The organism is Marinobacter sp. ATCH36 (genome assembly GCF_023555055.1).
Taxonomy (GTDB): domain Bacteria; phylum Pseudomonadota; class Gammaproteobacteria; order Pseudomonadales; family Oleiphilaceae; genus Marinobacter.
The window spans coordinates 1,120,969-1,137,579 of sequence record NZ_JAMJPL010000001.1 but is presented as its reverse complement, the minus strand read 5'-3'; the positions used below and the strand labels follow the sequence as shown (position 1 = coordinate 1,137,579).

General features: G+C 57.7%; 16 protein-coding genes. 2 read left to right on the top strand and 14 right to left on the bottom strand.

Features of this window, described 5'->3' with window-relative positions:
• Positions 1 to 132 precede the first annotated feature (132 nt).
• The gene (mqo, locus tag M8010_RS05090; RefSeq protein ID WP_250089374.1) at positions 133 to 1,614 is read right to left on the bottom strand and encodes a malate dehydrogenase (quinone); all 1,482 of its coding nucleotides are present in this window, start codon (positions 1,612 to 1,614) and stop codon (positions 133 to 135) included.
• A 283-nt stretch (positions 1,615 to 1,897) separates the two neighbouring features.
• Here mqo and M8010_RS05085 point away from each other — a divergent pair, with 283 nt between their 5' ends.
• Positions 1,898 to 2,869, top strand: coding sequence for a calcium/sodium antiporter (locus M8010_RS05085; RefSeq protein WP_250089373.1), 972 nt, complete (start codon positions 1,898 to 1,900; stop codon positions 2,867 to 2,869).
• A gap of 9 nt (positions 2,870 to 2,878) precedes the next feature.
• Here the strand turns inward: M8010_RS05085 and msrB are convergent, their stop codons facing one another.
• The 3 genes from msrB to chrA all read right to left on the bottom strand — a co-directional run bounded on the left by msrB (position 2,879) and on the right by chrA (position 5,255).
• Complete coding sequence (gene msrB / locus M8010_RS05080) at positions 2,879 to 3,307, bottom strand: peptide-methionine (R)-S-oxide reductase MsrB (RefSeq protein ID WP_250089371.1); 429 nt, start codon at positions 3,305 to 3,307, stop codon at positions 2,879 to 2,881.
• Positions 3,308 to 3,317: 10 nt separating this feature from the next.
• Positions 3,318 to 3,965 (bottom strand): peptide-methionine (S)-S-oxide reductase MsrA, encoded by a 648-nt coding sequence (msrA, locus tag M8010_RS05075; protein ID WP_250089370.1) that lies wholly within the window; start codon positions 3,963 to 3,965, stop codon positions 3,318 to 3,320.
• 96 nt (positions 3,966 to 4,061) lie between these two features.
• Complete coding sequence (gene chrA, locus M8010_RS05070) at positions 4,062 to 5,255, bottom strand: chromate efflux transporter (protein WP_250089369.1); 1,194 nt, start codon at positions 5,253 to 5,255, stop codon at positions 4,062 to 4,064.
• A gap of 147 nt (positions 5,256 to 5,402) precedes the next feature.
• Here chrA and M8010_RS05065 point away from each other — a divergent pair, with 147 nt between their 5' ends.
• A complete protein-coding gene (locus M8010_RS05065) occupies positions 5,403 to 6,377 on the top strand; it encodes a metallophosphoesterase (RefSeq protein WP_250089368.1) in 975 nt (324 codons plus the stop codon).
• A gap of 10 nt (positions 6,378 to 6,387) precedes the next feature.
• On the opposite strand, the gene M8010_RS05060 is transcribed toward M8010_RS05065, so the two are convergent.
• The 10 genes from M8010_RS05060 to pqqB form a co-directional block, all read right to left on the bottom strand.
• Complete coding sequence (locus M8010_RS05060) at positions 6,388 to 6,870, bottom strand: CDP-archaeol synthase (RefSeq protein WP_250089366.1); 483 nt, start codon at positions 6,868 to 6,870, stop codon at positions 6,388 to 6,390.
• Between the two features lie 44 nt (positions 6,871 to 6,914).
• A complete protein-coding gene (locus M8010_RS05055) occupies positions 6,915 to 8,291 on the bottom strand; it encodes a class II fumarate hydratase (protein WP_250089365.1) in 1,377 nt (458 codons plus the stop codon).
• A gap of 27 nt (positions 8,292 to 8,318) precedes the next feature.
• Complete coding sequence (locus M8010_RS05050) at positions 8,319 to 8,603, bottom strand: hypothetical protein (protein WP_250089364.1); 285 nt, start codon at positions 8,601 to 8,603, stop codon at positions 8,319 to 8,321.
• A 47-nt stretch (positions 8,604 to 8,650) separates the two neighbouring features.
• Positions 8,651 to 10,396, bottom strand: a complete 1,746-nt coding sequence (locus tag M8010_RS05045; protein ID WP_250089362.1) for a hybrid sensor histidine kinase/response regulator — start codon at positions 10,394 to 10,396, stop codon at positions 8,651 to 8,653.
• Entirely contained in the window at positions 10,380 to 11,543 is a 1,164-nt protein-coding gene (gene ercA, locus M8010_RS05040) for an alcohol dehydrogenase-like regulatory protein ErcA (RefSeq protein WP_250089361.1), read from the bottom strand. Before ercA ends, M8010_RS05045 begins: the two co-directional genes overlap by 17 nt.
• 58 nt (positions 11,544 to 11,601) lie before the next feature.
• On the bottom strand, positions 11,602 to 13,371 hold the full coding sequence (locus M8010_RS05035; protein WP_250089358.1) for an alpha/beta hydrolase family protein: 1,770 nt from the start codon (positions 13,369 to 13,371) through the stop codon (positions 11,602 to 11,604).
• Positions 13,372 to 13,465: 94 nt separating this feature from the next.
• A complete protein-coding gene (pqqE, locus tag M8010_RS05030) occupies positions 13,466 to 14,620 on the bottom strand; it encodes a pyrroloquinoline quinone biosynthesis protein PqqE (RefSeq protein WP_250089357.1) in 1,155 nt (384 codons plus the stop codon).
• Entirely contained in the window at positions 14,617 to 14,892 is a 276-nt protein-coding gene (gene pqqD / locus M8010_RS05025) for a pyrroloquinoline quinone biosynthesis peptide chaperone PqqD (protein WP_284047939.1), read from the bottom strand. The genes pqqE and pqqD overlap by 4 nt, the downstream gene beginning before the upstream one ends.
• Positions 14,892 to 15,647 (bottom strand): pyrroloquinoline-quinone synthase PqqC, encoded by a 756-nt coding sequence (gene pqqC / locus M8010_RS05020; RefSeq protein ID WP_250089355.1) that lies wholly within the window; start codon positions 15,645 to 15,647, stop codon positions 14,892 to 14,894. The genes pqqD and pqqC overlap by 1 nt, the downstream gene beginning before the upstream one ends.
• A complete protein-coding gene (pqqB, locus tag M8010_RS05015; protein WP_250089354.1) occupies positions 15,644 to 16,573 on the bottom strand; it encodes a pyrroloquinoline quinone biosynthesis protein PqqB in 930 nt (309 codons plus the stop codon). The genes pqqC and pqqB overlap by 4 nt, the downstream gene beginning before the upstream one ends.
• Between the last annotated feature and the right edge of the window lie 38 nt (positions 16,574 to 16,611).

The following is a 16,611-nucleotide window of genomic DNA, read 5'->3' as shown; positions in this document are numbered from 1 at the left end:
TTGTTTATAACGTAACGATTTGATTACAAATCGCAACAGGATCGGACGCTTGAGGCGCAATAAGCGCCAACAGCACCGGCAATCAGGCCAGTACTGTCAGCGCTTCTGAAGCCCTTAGATCGATTAGTAATATCACCCTAATTTGAGGGTTGAGAGCGTTCGTTCCCGCACTTTGTTGAGTAATTGCTCATCATCCACCAACGATTGGCCGTAGGAAGGCACCATGACTTTCATGCGCTCCTGCCATTCAGGCGTCCGAATACGCTCAGGGAAGCAGCGCTGGATCACATCGATCATGGCATGGGCTGCCGTCGATGCGCCTGGAGATGCTCCCAACAGGGCTGCGAGCGTACCGTCTTTCGCCGCGACAATCTCGGTGCCGAATTCCAGCTTACCGCCACCGTCCGGGGATTTTTTGATGATCTGTACACGCTGACCGGCATTTTGCAGGCGCCAGTCTTCCTCTCGGGCATCCGGAAAGTAGTTCCGCAGGGAGGCAACACGATCGCTATGTGACTGAAAAACCTCTCCGATAAGGTAACGTGTCAGGTCCATGTTGGTGCGGCTGACGGACAGCATGGGGCGAAGGTTGGTGGGGCTTACCGAACCAAACAGGTCGAACATGGAGCCTTTCTTGAGGAAACGTGTCGTAAAACCGGCAAAAGGGCCGAACAGCAAGGCCGGCTCGCCATTGATGATCCTGGTGTCCAGATGCGGCACAGACATCGGAGGCGCGCCAATTGGCGCCTTGCCGTACACCTTGGAGTGATGCTGCTCGACAATCTCCGGTTTCTGGCAAACCAGCCACTGGCCACTGACGGGAAAACCGCCATAGCCCTTCGACTCGTCAATGTTGGACTTCTGCAGCATCGGCAGTGCACCACCACCGGCACCCAGGAAAACAAATCCGGCTTCCAGCTTGGTCTGCTCACCGGTTTTCTGATTTTTGACCCGTACCTTCCAGCGGCCGTTGTCGCGCTTGGCCAGAAAATGCACCGGGCTGCTGAGCATCAACTCGAAGTTAGTCGTGGTTTCAAGAAACTTCACCATGCTACGAGTCAGGGAACCGAAATCCACGTCTGAACCGTGTTTGATCCTGGTGGCGGCCACTTTTTGCATCGGATCCCGGTTGTTCACCACCAGTGGCATCCAGTCTTCAAGGTCCCGTGGAGATTCGGTGTACTCCATTTCGCGGAACAGGTGGTGGGCGCTGAGTTTTTCGTGACGACGCTTGAGGAATTTCACTCCGTCTTCACCCCAGACAAAGCTCTGGTGCGGTGTGCGGTTGATGAAGGTTTTCGGTTCCGGCAATATGCCCTGCTCGACCAGATGCGACCAGAACTGCAGTGAGACTTCGAACGAGGCATTGATCTGCAACGCCCGGTCGATGGTCACATCGCCGTTTTCGGTTTCCGGAGTGTAATTGAGCTCACAGTAACCGGCATGCCCGGTACCTGCGTTGTTCCATCCATCAGTGCTTTCATGGGCCACGTGATCGAGACGCTCCACCATGACGATGTCCAGGGAAGGATCAAGCTGCCTGAGCATCATGCCGAGGGTAGCGCTCATGACGCCCCCACCGACCAGCACTACATCTGCCTGTCTAACGGCCATTGGTAATCACCCTAGCTGGTTTATAGCCTGCAGCCCGTCCACGATCAGCAGAGGGGCCTTTGAAGTTGTGGCGCGATTATCCCGTTTTTCGAGCGGATAATAAAATGCGATTACTAATCGCGGGCCAACGGTTTGATTTTATTTACGAACGGTGGTTCTGGATGGGCCAACCGTTTAAAATGCGCCCGCCTGGCATCCGTTCATCATTCTCACGTCTGCGGGCAGCGATAGCACCGCCACTTTAGTCTCGTGCCGGGCGGACGACTTCATCAGGGTACCCCTTATGTTATTAGCCATTGCAGCAATCATTGTCGGCCTGATTCTCCTGGTCTGGAGCGCCGACCGATTCATAGAAGGCGCGGCCGCCACGGCGAAGCACCTGGGCATGCCATCACTGCTGATCGGCATGGTGATCATCGGGTTCGGCACGTCTGCACCGGAACTCGCAGTGTCTGCCATGGCCGCACTGGATGGCAATCCCGGGCTGGCTCTGGGCAATGCGTATGGCTCGAACATCACCAATATTGCGGTGATCGTCGGGCTTACTGCGGTGATCGCCCCGATTGCAGTGCATTCCCAAGTGATACGAAAGGAGCTCCCGTTACTGCTGATACTGACGGCGATTGCCGGTTATCAGTTGCTTGATGGCGAACTCACGCGGCTGGATGGCTGGGTCCTTCTGGCAGTATTTGCAGTGGTTATGGGCTGGTCCATTTACCAGGGAATTCAGGGCAAAGGCGACTCCCTGATGGGAGAGTCCGATTCGGAGCTGATTGCCCATCCGATGCCCCTCAAGATTGCCTTGATGTGGCTGGTGATTGGCCTGGTGCTGCTGCTTGTCAGCTCCCGCATGCTGGTCTGGGGGGCGGTATTCATCGCTCAGAGCCTCGGTGTCAGTGACCTGATTATCGGGTTGACAATTGTCGCCATTGGCACCTCGCTGCCGGAACTGGCATCAGCGCTGGCAGCGGTGAAAAAGAACGAGCATGACCTGATTCTGGGCAACATCGTGGGGTCCGGGATTTTCAATACCCTGGCCGTTGTGGGTCTGGCAGCAACCATCGAGCCTCTGGCCGTGGATATGGAAGTACTCTATCGCGACTGGACGCTGATGACGGCCCTGACCATCGGGCTCCTGATCATGAGCTTCGGCTTTAGCGGCAAGTCCCGGACGATCGGGCGGCCCGAAGGTCTGATACTGCTGCTGGTGTATGTTGGCTACGCCAGCTATCTGGTATCGACAGTTGTCAGATGATTCGAACGGTCAACCGTCATTTTCCCGGAACACCATCGCCACCGAGTTCAGGCAATAGCGTTGTCCGGTAGGTGGTGGGCCGTCCGGAAACACGTGCCCCAGGTGACTGTCACAGCGGGGACAACGGATTTCCGTCCGGGTCATGCCCATGCTGCTGTCATCAAGGTAACGAATGTGGTCAGTGTCAAAGGGCTGGAAAAAGCTGGGCCAGCCCGTGCCAGAATCAAACTTGGAGTCGGAACTGAACAGCGGCAGCTCACACAGGCGGCAGAAATAGACACCGGGATTCTTGTTGTCCAGCAACGTGCCGCAAAAAGGCCGCTCCGTGCCATGATCCAGCAGCACACGACGCTCTTCTTCAGACAGGCCCGCGGCTTTCCCATCAATCTGTTCCGGTGTCAGCGGTGTCAGGTCGTAACCAGTAGCAGAAACGCTCATAGCAGCCTCCTCAGGCAATATCATTACCGGTGTAACCGGGTTTCAGCCGGTCACCGAATGTGTCCACAAGCTTTTCCATTTTTGGTGCGGCAACAGCCATTATGTAGGGCTGATAAGGGTTGCGGGCCGCAAAGTTCTGATGATATTCCTCGGCAGGATAAAATGCCTCCAGCGGCTCCAGGCTGGTGACCACCGGTGCATCGTAGATGCCGGCGGCATTCAACAAGCGGATGTAATCCTCAGCCACCCTTTTCTGGTCTTCACTCTCGTAGAAGATGGCAGAACGGTACTGGGTTCCACGGTCGTTACCCTGTCGATTGAGTTGGGTGGGATCGTGAGCGACAGACAGGAATACTTTCAAGATCTCCCCGAAACTGACGGTTTGCGGGTCGTACCGAACATCGACCACTTCGGCGTGTCCGGTCTGGCCGCTGCATACCGCTTCATAGTTCGCAGTATCCGCACTGCCACCGGCATAACCAGACTCGACCCCGGAAACACCATTCACCGCCATAAATACCGCCTCCACACACCAGAAGCAGCCTCCGCCAAGCACAATCCGTTGCTCGCGGGAATCACCGGCAGATAGGTCGTGCTCAGGGCCCGGAAAGCGGCTCTTCGGTACGTTCAGGCCTGGAATATTACAGGATGTCGACATAACAGCTTCTGCCTCTGAGTCATGATCACTGGTTTACAAACGATTGGCCCAAGTGTGGCCTGACTGACCCGTTTTGGCCACCCCCGGCAGCACTGTTCAGAAAAACAATAAGCCTGCCAATGCACTCGAAGGCGCAAGAAGCCAAACCGGCACCCGCCATACGGTCAGGCTGGCCCATGCCAGCAGGACGAAAGCGATAGAACCAGAACTATCTACGGCCGATGTCCAGACCGGATCATAAAGTGCAGCCAACAATAATCCGACAACACCGGCATTGACTCCGGCAAGTGCTGCCCGGGCAACCTCATGGTTACGAATATAGGACCACAGGGGAAGACCGGCGAACACCAACAGTGTTCCTGGCAGGAAGACCGCAATGACTGCCACTGCGGCGCCAGACCAACCGCCTTCTATACCGCCGAGAAAGGCGGAGAAGGAAAACAGCGGGCCCGGCATCGCCTGGGCGACACCATAACCAGCCAGAAAGGTATCAGCCGGCATATCGCCAGAAGCCACAAAGCCTTCCTGTAACCAGGGCAGAACCACATGCCCGCCTCCGAACACCAGGGCACCGGCTCGATACAGCTCGGCCCAGATCCAACCAAGAGACCCCGAAGCCAGAGGTAAAAACGCAATCAATAGCAGCGCAACAAACAACGCAAAGAAGGCCATTGGACGACGGGTCTGCACGGGTATGGTTAACGCCTCCTCCGAGCGTTTTTGCGGCAGTTTCAGTGCCACACCGGCAGCGCCGGCGGCAAGCAGAGCCAGAATCTGCATCCAGGTCGCACCAACCGTCAACAACAGTATTGCCACGGACACAGCAATGGATAATCGCGGACTGTCCGGGCATAAACTCCGGCCCATCTGCCACACCGCCTGGGCCACGACGGCCACCACAAACAGTTTCAGACCGGTGACCCAGCCGCCCTCGCCGGCATCCGGCCAGAGACCAAGGCCCATGGCAAACAGCGTCATCAGCAGCGCTGATGGTAGCGTGAACCCAAGCCAGGCCGCTGCAGCTCCTCCATACCCTCGCTGCAGGAATCCCAGGGTTAAACCCACCTGACTGGATGCAGGTCCGGGCAATAACTGGCACAGTGCAACTACCTCGCCATAAGCGGAGTCGGACAACCACCGACGGCGCTTTACAAATTCTTCGTGGAAGAAACCAAGGTGGGCGGCGGGCCCACCGAACGAGGTCAGACCCAGCCGCAGAAACAACAGAAAAATATGCCAGGCAGGCAAAGCCCCGGCATAGGCATCCTTGGAGAAGGCATCCTTGGACATGGAACTCTCTGTCTTTGACAACGTGTGTTTAAAGAAGGATGAACATTATGACTTCCCTGTTGCATCACTCCCAGACCCAACCATAATGAAAGAGCGTGTTGACCGGATCGTGACAGGAAACGTTCACAACAACCAACAGGATCAGCAATGACTGCCCGGGCCCATACACCAGAACATCAGGACGAACTGCTGGAATATCGCTTGAGCCTCCGGCTTGGCCCGGTCCATGCGCGACAGCGACTGGGCATTGAGCGGGAGGCAGAGGCAAAGGTTTTCGGGCCAGACCGGCATTCCTTCCATCTTGAAAATATCACCTCCGCACCGCGCTTTATCAGCACCTGCCTGAAACTGGCAGGGCTGTTCCGGCGCGGACAGGCCAACAGCCGCCGCCTGGATACGGTCTACAATCACTTCCACATCGCCGGCCTTCCGGCCGCCTTCGAGGGCTACAGAATCCTGCAACTCACCGACCTGCACGTGGATATGGATGAAGCCAATCTGCAAGCAGTGATCAACCGGATCGAGCCACTGGAGTACGACCTTTGCGTGCTGACCGGTGATTACCGCCGTCAGACCTGGGGGCCGATTGAAAATGCCATGGAAGGTATGGCAAAGCTCAGGGACGCCATTCGGGGTAAGGCGTATGCGGTGTTGGGCAATCATGACAGCGTGCGCATGGTACCCGGTCTTGAAGATATGGGGTATCACCTGTTGATGAACGAGCACACAACACTTCAGCGGGGTGATGACAAACTGTATCTGGCCGGCGTGGACGATGCCCATTTCTACAAGGTCCACAACCTGCACAAGGCCGGGGACGACATTCCGGCAGGCGGCACCAGCATATTACTCAGCCATACCCCGGAGATATGGCGGGAAGCAGCCCATGCCGGCTACGACGTTTTCCTGTGCGGCCACACCCATGGAGGGCAGATCTGCCTGCCCGGCAGAATACCGGTCACCCTGGACTCGGACTGCCCGAGAGAACTCGGCCGCGGGTACTGGCGTCGCAATGGCATGCAGGGCTACACCTCACCCGGAACCGGCACTTCGGTAGTCAATGTACGCCTGAACTGCCCGCCTGAGGTAACGCTACATACCCTGACCGCCGGGCCGGGTTAGCAAAACAGCCTCAATGAGGCTGGTGACGAATACCCAACCGGTAAAGCAGTGGCGAAAGCAATATATTGGAGATAGTAAAAAACACCACAACACCCGCTACGGCAAGCCAGCTTAGTTCCAGCCAGTACCACGCCAGAATCATTGGCAGCAGAGCTTCGGGAATCTGGTCCAGCCCGATAGCCCGCGCACTGGAGGCCAGCCCGGCACGTCGCTTGATGAAACTGCTGGCGATGTCGCCAATCAGCCCCAGCAACCCGAATAACAGACCGAACAGCAGCCCTATTCCGGTTATCAACGCAAACAGGCCACATGACAGCGTACCGGAGACAACTCCTCGCCAGGTTTTGCTGTGCCCGAGCAGTGGCCGCCCGTCGCGCCAGTGCCGACCGCCATCAACCGCTGCAGACCAGCGCTGGCCGAAAATCCGGGCGGCAACTACTGGTGCGCCGTTTGCCAGCACCAGCATCACGAAGAGCTCGAGAGAAATCAGCAAACTATCCAGCCTCCGTCACGTGTCGCCCGATGAACGTCTGTTTTTCAGGACACGCCGCCTTTGGTCAGCTTCAGCGGGTCCATCAGCTCCTCCAGTCTGTTCCGGTCAAGACCACTGCGCTCTTCTGCTACATCAATAACCGGCCTGCCGCTCTGGTAGGCCTCCTTGGCGATATCCGAAGCCAGGCTGTAACCGATCTCGGGGTTCAGCGCGGTGACCAGCACCGGGTTCTTGCCAACAGCAGAGTTCAGGTGATCAGCATTCACTGTGAAATCACGAATTGCCTTGTCACCGAGTATGGTGGATGCGTTGGTCAGCAATTCGATCATGTCCAGCAGATTGGCGCCAACCAGGGGCAACATCACATTGAGCTGGAAATTTCCGGACTGCCCGGCAATGGCTACACTGCTGTCCAGGCCCATGACCTGGGCTCCCACCATGGCCACCGATTCCGGAATCACCGGATTCACCTTCCCCGGCATGATACTGCTGCCCGGCTGCAATGCAGGCAGGCTGATTTCTGCCAGACCGTGGATGGGACCACTGTTCATCCAACGCAAATCATTGGCAATTTTGGTGAGCACAATCGCAAGGCCCCGGAGCTGAGACGACATTGCCACCGGCGCATCAATGGCGCTCTGGCCCACGAATTTGTGTTCCAGCGAGTGGAAATGGTAACCGGTGTTGGCTTTGAGGAATTTGACGAACTGCTCCGGAAACTCATGCAGTGCGTTTACGCCGGTACCCACTGCCGTTCCACCCTGGGGAACCAGCAACAAATCGTCGGCCGCCGAGGCCAGGCGCTTCTCGGTTGCCAGCAACTGTTCCCGCCAGGTCCGCAATTCCTGGCCGAGAGTAACGGGCATGGCATCCATCAGATGGGTACGGCCGGTTTTGACCTGATCCGAGAACAACGCCTCCCGTTCGTAGATAACACCGCACAGGTGCGTCAGTGCGGGAATCAGACGTTCATGAACACCAGCCAGAGCACAGATATGGATCGCCGTCGGTATCACGTCGTTAGAGCTCTGGCTCATGTTGACATGATCATTGGGGTGAATCTCGATACCTTCCTGTGCCGCCAGGGCGGCGATCACCTCATTCACATTCATGTTAGTGCTGGTGCCAGAGCCGGTCTGGTAACGATCGACGGGGAACTGATCGGCACATTCGCCATTCAGGATGCGATTGCCGGCCGCCACTATGGCATCGCGGACATCGTTATCCAGCAACCCCAGACTGGCATTGGCATCGGCCGCCGCCTGCTTTACTCGAACGACCGCAGCGATGAAGGCGGGTGGCATGGGCAGGCCGCTGACCGGGAAATTCTCCACGGCTCTCTGGGTTTGGGCTCCCCATAGGGCGTCCTCGGGAACATGCACTTCACCCAGACTGTCCTTTTCCGTCCTGAAATTGGTCATGACATTCTCCTCGTCAGCCAGACTTGGTCATTCGTTGAGTGGGGACTTCAACCTGACATGGTCGCAAATGCCGGTAACCTGATCAAAATTCAGAATCAGGGTGTGGACCGTATTGGTGTAGGTATCGTGCAGATGGAATTTGAAGCGGTGCTGTTTTTCCCCCTGCAGATAACCATCATATTCACGCACAAGCTCTCGCACGTCGCCTCCCTCACCCTTGGTCCAGGTGGCATTGAATGGCCCCAGCATGGCACCACCGGAAAGACAAACGGTCACTTCGTGGTTGGTAAGAGCATTTTCGGAAACGGACATAACTCTCTCCTGACAAAACAGTCATTGACAGAATAAAGTGTAGACCGTCATTTCAGGTCAGGGTTCAGGGATACCACAAGGCTGGTTAACAGTGCTCTCAGGCGGTTGGGTTTCACCGGCTTGTTGAGGATGGGCAGGTACAGCGCGCTGATCAGCCTGCGCGTTTCATTGCCACGATCCGCGGTAATAACCGCGGCCGGAATGTCGCGATTGAAGTGCCGGCGCACTGAAAGGATCGCTTCACACCCGGTCAAATTGTCGTCCAGATGGAAGTCAGCAAGGATTACATCGGGGGCCTGACAACGCTCGATAGCTATGGCAGCGCTTCCTGCCGTCACCACCCGGCAACCCCAGCGCTCCAGTAATGCCCGCATGCTCTCCTGTACAGGCTCTTCATTGTCGATGACCAGAACGCTGAGTCCTTCAAAGGAGGTGAGTGCCGGTTTTTCCCTGTTTGGGTTGCCAACAGGCGCCTGCGTCACGACACTCAGCGGAATGAGCACGCTGAAACAGGAGCCCCTGCCGTAAATGGAATCCACGCGGACTTCACAACCCAGTATCCTGGCCATCCGCTCGACAATAGCCAACCCCAGACCAACGCCCTGCCGACTGCTCCCTTTGGGCAATATCTGGTGGAACTCGCGGAAGATATCCTCCAGTTTTTCCTTTTCAATGCCCACACCGGTGTCCCAAACTCCGATTTCCAGATTCGGGCCACGTTTTCTGGCAGCGAACAGCACTCCACCCTCGGTGGTATAACGGAAGGCATTGCTCAACAGGTTTCTGAGTATGCGCGTCAGCATTCGCGGATCCGTATGGACCCTGCCGACACCCGCCCGTAGCCGAAAATTCAGGCCCGCATTCTCGGCCAGCAGTTCAAATTCCTGCGCCAGGCCCCGCATCAGCTCACCGATGTCAGTGTGAAGATAATCCGGCTGCATGGCTTTCTGATCCAGCTTGGAGATGTCCAACAGATCCGCAAGCAGGTCTTCGGCGCTTTCCAGCGAGCGCTGAACGCGGTGCACCAGTTGGCTCTCGTCCGCCGGCAGATGGCTGTCGAGCAAAGCAGAGACCAGAAGGCGCGCCGCATTCAGGGGCTGAAGCAGGTCGTGGCTGGCAGCCGCCAGGTACTTGTCCTTGCTTTCATTGGCTTGCCGTGCAGCCTCCACCGCCACTACCAGCTCTTGTTCAACTTTCTCCCGTTGCTCAATCTGGTAGCGTAACACCACGTTGGCGTTCTGCAGCTCGTCAGTGCGCTCCTCCACCCGGCGTTCCAGGTCCGCATTGAGCTGGCGCAGCTTTTCCCGGGCCTGGTAGCGTTCGGTAATGTCTGCAACAAAGGCTTCCACCACTTCTGGGCCCAGGTCGGGCCGCCTCAGCAGCGTAATCGCCACATGCACCGGCGTGTTATCCGCCCGCCGTAACCGGGTTTCCCGGGCACTGAGGCTACCCTCGTCCAGCAGCTCCTGGCGGATGGCATCGAACTCGCCAGAACTGCAGAATAGTTGCTCGCGCAGGCGTATGACACAAGTGATCAGATCCTCGGCACTGGCATAGCCGCATATACGGGCCATCGCAGGGTTGGCTGCTACAAAGCCGCCCCGGAGGTTGGCCTGAAAAATTCCGTGAAGCGCGTTTTCAAACAGCCATTTGTAGCGATTGCGTTCCTTTTCCAGCTCGTCAATGCGGTCTTGCAGCGCCGGGTAATAGTTCTTGCGTACCGACTGGCTGCCAAGACCGAGCAGGTCGCCGATACCGTAACCGGCGTCGCTGGATTCAGAGTGCTTCTTCATAGACCACTTCAACATCACGGCGGGACGATTTGCGGGGGTTGGTCAGGATACAGGGGTCCTGCAGCGCAAAGCCGGACAGATAGGGAATATCAGACGTGGTGACACCCAGTTTGGCAAGCTTGGCCTCCAGCCCCACCGCACGCTTGAGAGTAATAATCCGCTCCATCAGGCGCTGCTTGATCACCGGCTTCGACATGCCACGGGTGTCGATATCCATGGCTTCGGCCACACGTTTGAAGCGGTCCTCGGCAGAGGTGTAATTATAGGCCACGACGTGCTCCAGCAGCAGCGCATTGCACAGCCCGTGAGGCAAGTCCAGGAAGCCACCCAGACTGTGGGACATGGCATGCACGGCCCCCAGTATGGCGTTGGAAAACGCCAGTCCGGCCTGCATCGAGGCCAGCATGATCTGCTCCCGTAGATGCACGTTGGCGACATTCTGCACCAGCGGCTCCAGGTTGCGATTGATCAGCCGGATGGCTTCGAGCGCATTGGTATCGGTGAGCGGCCCACTGCCGGTAGAGACGAAGGCCTCGATAGCGTGCACCAGGGCATCCACGCCTGTACAGGCAGTCAGGTAGGCGTCCATGGTTTCGGTCACTTCCGGGTCAATCAGTGACACATCAGGCACCACAGCCTTGCTGATGATGGAAAATTTGAAGCGGCGGTTGGGGTCGGAAATGATCGCAAACTGGGACACATCTGCGGATGTGCCGGCCGTGGTGGGAATCAGGATCATCGGAGGCGAGGGCGAGGTGATGGTGTCTACACCTTCAAACTCGAGGATGCTCCGGCCATGGGCGCTGACAATACCAATCCCCTTGGCGCAATCCATCGGGCTGCCACCACCAATAGCGACAATTACGTCACATTCACTGGAGCGGTAGAGCTCTGCTCCGGCCATGACCTCATCCACTTTCGGGTTGGGTGATACCCCGGTGAATACGGTTACACGAAGGCCCGCCGCCACCAGAATATCCACAATTTCCGCCACCCAGCCGGCCTTTTCAACACCCGGGTCCGACACCAGGAACACATGCCGGGCGCCAAAGTTACTGGCAAAATTGGCCACTGCCTTACGGGAACCGGCGCCAAAGACGATTTCGGGGGAAACAAACTTGCGCAGAGCGGATATGTCGTAGCTCATGAGCGTTCTCTTCAGCGATGCAATTGTTGTTATATCGAGTTCAAGTTTACCTGAACTGCTATTCGCCATCATCGCACTTTTGGCTACACCGCTGGTAGAACAACAGAAGGTTCTCCAGCAACGCAATCTGGTTGTGGCGCTGCCGGAACCCGTGCCCTTCCTCCTCGAACCACCAGAGTTCCACCTCCTCTCCGTTCTGCTCCAACATCTTTACCATTGCCCTGGTCTGCGCCGGCACTACCACACGATCCTGCCCACCCTGAAAAAAGATCATTGGCCGGCGAATTTGATGGGCCTGGAGCACCGGCGTGCGCTCGCGCCATCGACCGGGAAACTCGTCTGGCGACCCAAGGAGCCAGTCCAGATAACCTGACTCGAAGCGGTGTGTGACCTCTCGTAAACGGGCAGGATCACTGACTCCGAAAAGGCTGGCACCCGCCCGGAAACGCTGGCTGCCAGTCATGGCCATCAGAGCCGTGTATCCACCTGAGCTTCGGCCCTGAATGAACAGTCGACCGGCATCGGCCCGACCACATGCCACCAGAAAATCTGCCGCCCGCTCCATATCCTTAACGTCTGCCTGCCCCCAGTTGCCGGCCAGTGCCAGGCGGTAATCCCGGCCGAACCCCGCACTACCGCGATAATTGACTTCCGCCACTGCAAACCCGTGATGGCACCAGAACTGGACCTGGGGGTTGAATACCGGCCACGCGGTCGATGTGGGACCACCATGGGCAATCAGGATTAATGGTGGAGGAGCTTTTGCAGATACGGGATCGGCCGGCGGATACCAGAATCCACTGACCTCCTCACGCACGCTATCCGAAGAGGGAATCCGGAATGTTGCAGGCACAACGACTGAGACATGAGGGAACGGTATTTCGCCCCCTGCAAGCGTGACGATCCGACCGGTTGCAGGATTTATTGCCAATACCGAGTCAAGCCGGTTAGCCGACCGGGCGATACAATAAATATTACCGCTGAGCACCGCCAGGTGTCGAAAGTCTGTGTAGCCCGTGGCGGTCCTCACTGGTGGCGACTCAGCAGACCGCTTCAGCCATAGCTCCCCACTCCCGGAAACATAGCGCACCCAGGCCCAACCACCCTCCCCCAGTGGCCAATAATGACATTCTCCCAATTGCCAGGGCGCACTCGCGTGATCCGAAGCCGTCGCGTCGAGGCACATCCATTTGGCCTGCCCTGCTGTGAGGGATACATGCCAGGGCTGCCACCAGCCTTCGTGATCCGACAGCACGTACAGCTCTTCGCCCTCAAACACTGGCTGCTGGACGCTGCCATCAGCGGGTGTCTGGCAGGGGCTTGCACGGAGCAGCATTCCATCCTGGTCAATCTCCGCGACCCAGAGAACAGACTTTACCCAAGGCATGTCCGGCAGTGACCAGCTCACCCAGGCAATGCGCGTACCACTGGCGGACAGCGCCGGGGCGCTGTAAAAGTCCTCGCTATCGTGCAGGTACACAAGGTTGTTGTAACCCTGCACGGCCACCAGCTGCTGCCGTCCCGCACTTTCTCTTACAGCCAGAACACGATGATGGCAATCGTCCAACACCAGCCCGCCGAAGCAGGCATCCGGGGAACAGGTTAAGGCTTCGGTGTAGCCTGTGACCGGGTCAATGCGATGAATCTGCTGTCCGGATGCCTCCACTGCAAACAGGGCCTCTGGCCCGGTACATAACGCACCACCGCCGTATCCATTAACCTGGCTGCGAATACCAAAGTCTAAGGGAGTTACGGGCCGGGGCCCCTCTTCGGTTGCCTTTCTGAGCAGGTTGTTGCCTGTGGCAGGATCAAACTCCAGCCAAAACACACCCGCCTTCGAGGCTGTCAGCGCTCCCCGCTGAATAAACGCAGCGGAGGCCTGCTCTGCGGAAAGCGGCGAGGATATAGATTTATCTGGCGTATCAGCCCCTGAAGAACAACCGGGAGTTGTCGGCGTTGCGATAGGTCAGCTCCTCCAACCCGGCGGTGGCGTGGTCCGCCGCTTTGCGAGCGGCGAGGATGCGGTCGTGGTGGGGCGACTTGCTGCAGACCGGGTCGGCGTTGTCAGCATTGCCGGTCAGCAGATAGGCCTGGCAGCGACAGCCACCGAAATCCTTGTCTTTTTCATCGCAGGAGCGGCAGGGCTCCGGCATCCAGCTATCGCCCCGGTAATGATTGAAACCCGGGCTGTCATACCAGATGGAGTGTAGCGACGATTCCCGCACATTGGGAAATTCGATAGGTAACAATCGGGCACTGTGGCAAGGCAATGCCGTGCCATCCGGGGCCACGGTCAGGAACAGGCTGCCCCAGCCGTTCATGCAGGCCTTGAGCCGCTCCTCATAATAATCCGGGGTAACAAAGATCAGCTTCATGGCCGAACCGCTGGCCGTCAGGCGTTCGCGGTAAGCATTCACTTCCGCCTCCGCCTTTTCCAGTTGTGCTTTGGAGGGCATCAATCCTTCGCGGTTTTCAAACGCCCAACCGTAATACTGGCAGGTGGCCAGCTCGACGTAATCCGCACCCAAACGCTCGCACAGGCTGATGATGTCTTCCATCTGGTGGATATTATGGCGGTGGATCACGAAGTTGAGCACCATCGGATAGCCCGCTTCTTTCACTGCGCGGGCCATGGCCAGTTTGTGGTCAAAAGCCTTGCGGGAGCCGGCAACAGCATTGTTCAATTCAGGGTCCGAGGCCTGGAAACTGACCTGAATATGATCCAGCCCGGCATCCCGGAAAGCGTTGACCTTGGCTTCCGTAAGCCCCAGCCCCGAAGTGATCAGATTGGTGTAGTAACCCAGTTGCCGTGCCTCTGCTATCAGTTCAGCCAGGTCCTGGCGCACCAGTGGTTCGCCGCCGGAAAAACCCAGTTGCGCTGCGCCCATTTCACGCCCCTGGCGCAACACCCTCACCCATTCTTCAGTGGTCAACTCCTGCTGGGTCTGGGCGAAATCCAGGGGGTTGGAACAATAGGGGCACTGCAATGGACAGCGGTAGGTCAACTCCGCCAGCAACCATAGCGGCGGCCCGATCCCGGGGCGATCACCGGCGGGCATGGCGTGGTGGCCGTTCATGTGAACACTATCCAGTGTTGTTGTTCGGCATCTTTCAGGAAGTCGCTGACATCTTCCAACAGGGACCCCGCATCCGGAAACTGCTGCTCCAGGAGCGCCACGATATCCGCCACATTGCGTTGGCCATCCACTTCCTTGAGTACTGCACCGGCGCTGCCATTCAGCCGCACCATGCCCTCCGGATACAGCAACACATGAGCGTTCTGGGCTGGCTCCCACTGAAACCGGAAACCCGGGCGCAGCCGCGGTATCTGTTCCATGGAAATGCCCATCACAGCCCCCGGTGCCACACGGGCTGGTCGGTGACGGTATGATACGGTGGCGTCTGGTGCTGATAAGCCATAGTCAGGGCATCCAACATCGACCATAAGATATCCAGTTTGAATTGAAGAATTTCCAGGGCACGTACCTGCTGTGGTGCAGTTGTAAAATGATCCAGGGTAATGTCCAGCCCATGCTCTACATCCCGACGCGCTTCCGACAACCGCTTGCGGAAATACACGTAACCGTCGGTTTTTATCCAGGGATAGTGTTGGGGCCAGCTGTCCAGCCGGGACTGGTGGATTTCCGGAGCAAACAGCTCGGTCAGGGATGAACAGGCCGCTTCCTGCCAGGTCGCCCTCCGGGCAAAGTTCAGATAGGCATCCACCGCAAAACGCACACCGGGCAGCACGTGACGCTGGTCAATCACTTCTTCACGGGTGAGTCCCACCGCTTCCGCCAGGCTGAGCCAGGCTTCGATACCGCCCTCATCCTCACCATGACCATCGTGATCCAGCACCCGCTGCAACCATAACCGGCGCACGGAAGCATCCGGGCAGTTGGCCATGATGGCGGCATCCTTGCGGGGAATATTGATCTGGTAATAGTACCGATTGGCCACCCAGCCACGGATCTGTTCCGGCGAGCAATCGCCGCCATACATGGCTTTATGGTACGGGTGGTGTATATGGTAATACTGGCCTTTGGCCCGCAGCGCCTGCTCAAAATCCTTACGATTCAGCACCGGGGTCGCGAGGGCATTCATGAGGGCACCGCCATATCCAGATGCATTCCGTCAAAAGACACCTCAATGCCGTGCATCGCCAGCACAGCCCGTTCAGGCGAGTCTTCATCGAGAATGGGATTGGTGTTGTTGATATGGATAAGAATCTTCCGCTTTGCCGGCATAATACCGAGCACTTCGATCATGCCGCCGGGACCACTCTGGGCCAGATGCCCCATTTCCTGCCCCGTGCGCGTACCCACTTCGCAGCGCAACATTTCATCGTCGTGCCAGACGGTACCATCCACCAGCAGCGTATCGGCCTTGCGCATCCATTGCAGGATCTGCTCGTCGGGCTGCCCCAGTCCCGGCGCGTACATCACGGTTTCTCCGCTGCGTGTGTCCTCAATGAACAGGCCAATGTTGTCGCCCGGATGCGGGTGATTCCGGCGGGGCGAATACGGCGGCGCATTGCTCAGCAGCGGAATGGCTGTCAGCTTCAGAGACGGTGCACAGGGTATGGTAAAGGACTGCTCATCGGTACAGGGCACTTCGCACCAACGGGGGCCACCGTTCCAGTGTTCCAGCATGCGGAACAGCGGGAAACCGGTACTGAGGTCTTCATGAACCTGCGCCGTACACCAGACATCCAGCGGCAGGCCTTCGCGCAGCATTAACAGGCCCGTGGTGTGGTCCACCTGGCTGTCAATCAGCAACACGGCACCAATGCCGGTATCCCGCACGGCACGTGCAGGCTGCATGGCGCCGAAGGACGCCAGCTGAGCGCGGATATCCGGGGAGGCGTTGCAAAGAATCCAGCTTACACCGTCCTCGCTGATGGCAATGGATGACTGGGTGCGCGCTGTAGCGTTCAGGGTGCCCTTACGGAAACCTTCGCAGTTGGCGCAGTTGCAGTTCCACTGGGGAAAACCGCCGCCGGCAGCGGAACCAAGGATACGGATTTGCATGGCAGGAACTCCAGAACAAAAATGGCCAGCACACAGCG

Coding starts and splice junctions, on each gene's coding strand:
- mqo (WP_250089374.1), bottom strand. CDS start 1,614: ATGGCCGTTAGACAGGCAGATGTAGTGCTGGTCGGTGGGGGCGTCATG.
- M8010_RS05085 (WP_250089373.1), top strand. CDS start 1,898: ATGTTATTAGCCATTGCAGCAATCATTGTCGGCCTGATTCTCCTGGTC.
- msrB (WP_250089371.1), bottom strand. CDS start 3,307: ATGAGCGTTTCTGCTACTGGTTACGACCTGACACCGCTGACACCGGAA.
- msrA (WP_250089370.1), bottom strand. CDS start 3,965: ATGTCGACATCCTGTAATATTCCAGGCCTGAACGTACCGAAGAGCCGC.
- chrA (WP_250089369.1), bottom strand. CDS start 5,255: ATGTCCAAGGATGCCTTCTCCAAGGATGCCTATGCCGGGGCTTTGCCT.
- M8010_RS05065 (WP_250089368.1), top strand. CDS start 5,403: ATGACTGCCCGGGCCCATACACCAGAACATCAGGACGAACTGCTGGAA.
- M8010_RS05055 (WP_250089365.1), bottom strand. CDS start 8,291: ATGACCAATTTCAGGACGGAAAAGGACAGTCTGGGTGAAGTGCATGTT.
- M8010_RS05050 (WP_250089364.1), bottom strand. CDS start 8,603: ATGTCCGTTTCCGAAAATGCTCTTACCAACCACGAAGTGACCGTTTGT.
- M8010_RS05045 (WP_250089362.1), bottom strand. CDS start 10,396: ATGAAGAAGCACTCTGAATCCAGCGACGCCGGTTACGGTATCGGCGAC.
- ercA (WP_250089361.1), bottom strand. CDS start 11,543: ATGAGCTACGACATATCCGCTCTGCGCAAGTTTGTTTCCCCCGAAATC.
- pqqE (WP_250089357.1), bottom strand. CDS start 14,620: ATGAACGGCCACCACGCCATGCCCGCCGGTGATCGCCCCGGGATCGGG.
- pqqD (WP_284047939.1), bottom strand. CDS start 14,892: ATGGGCATTTCCATGGAACAGATACCGCGGCTGCGCCCGGGTTTCCGG.
- pqqC (WP_250089355.1), bottom strand. CDS start 15,647: ATGAATGCCCTCGCGACCCCGGTGCTGAATCGTAAGGATTTTGAGCAG.
- pqqB (WP_250089354.1), bottom strand. CDS start 16,573: ATGCAAATCCGTATCCTTGGTTCCGCTGCCGGCGGCGGTTTTCCCCAG.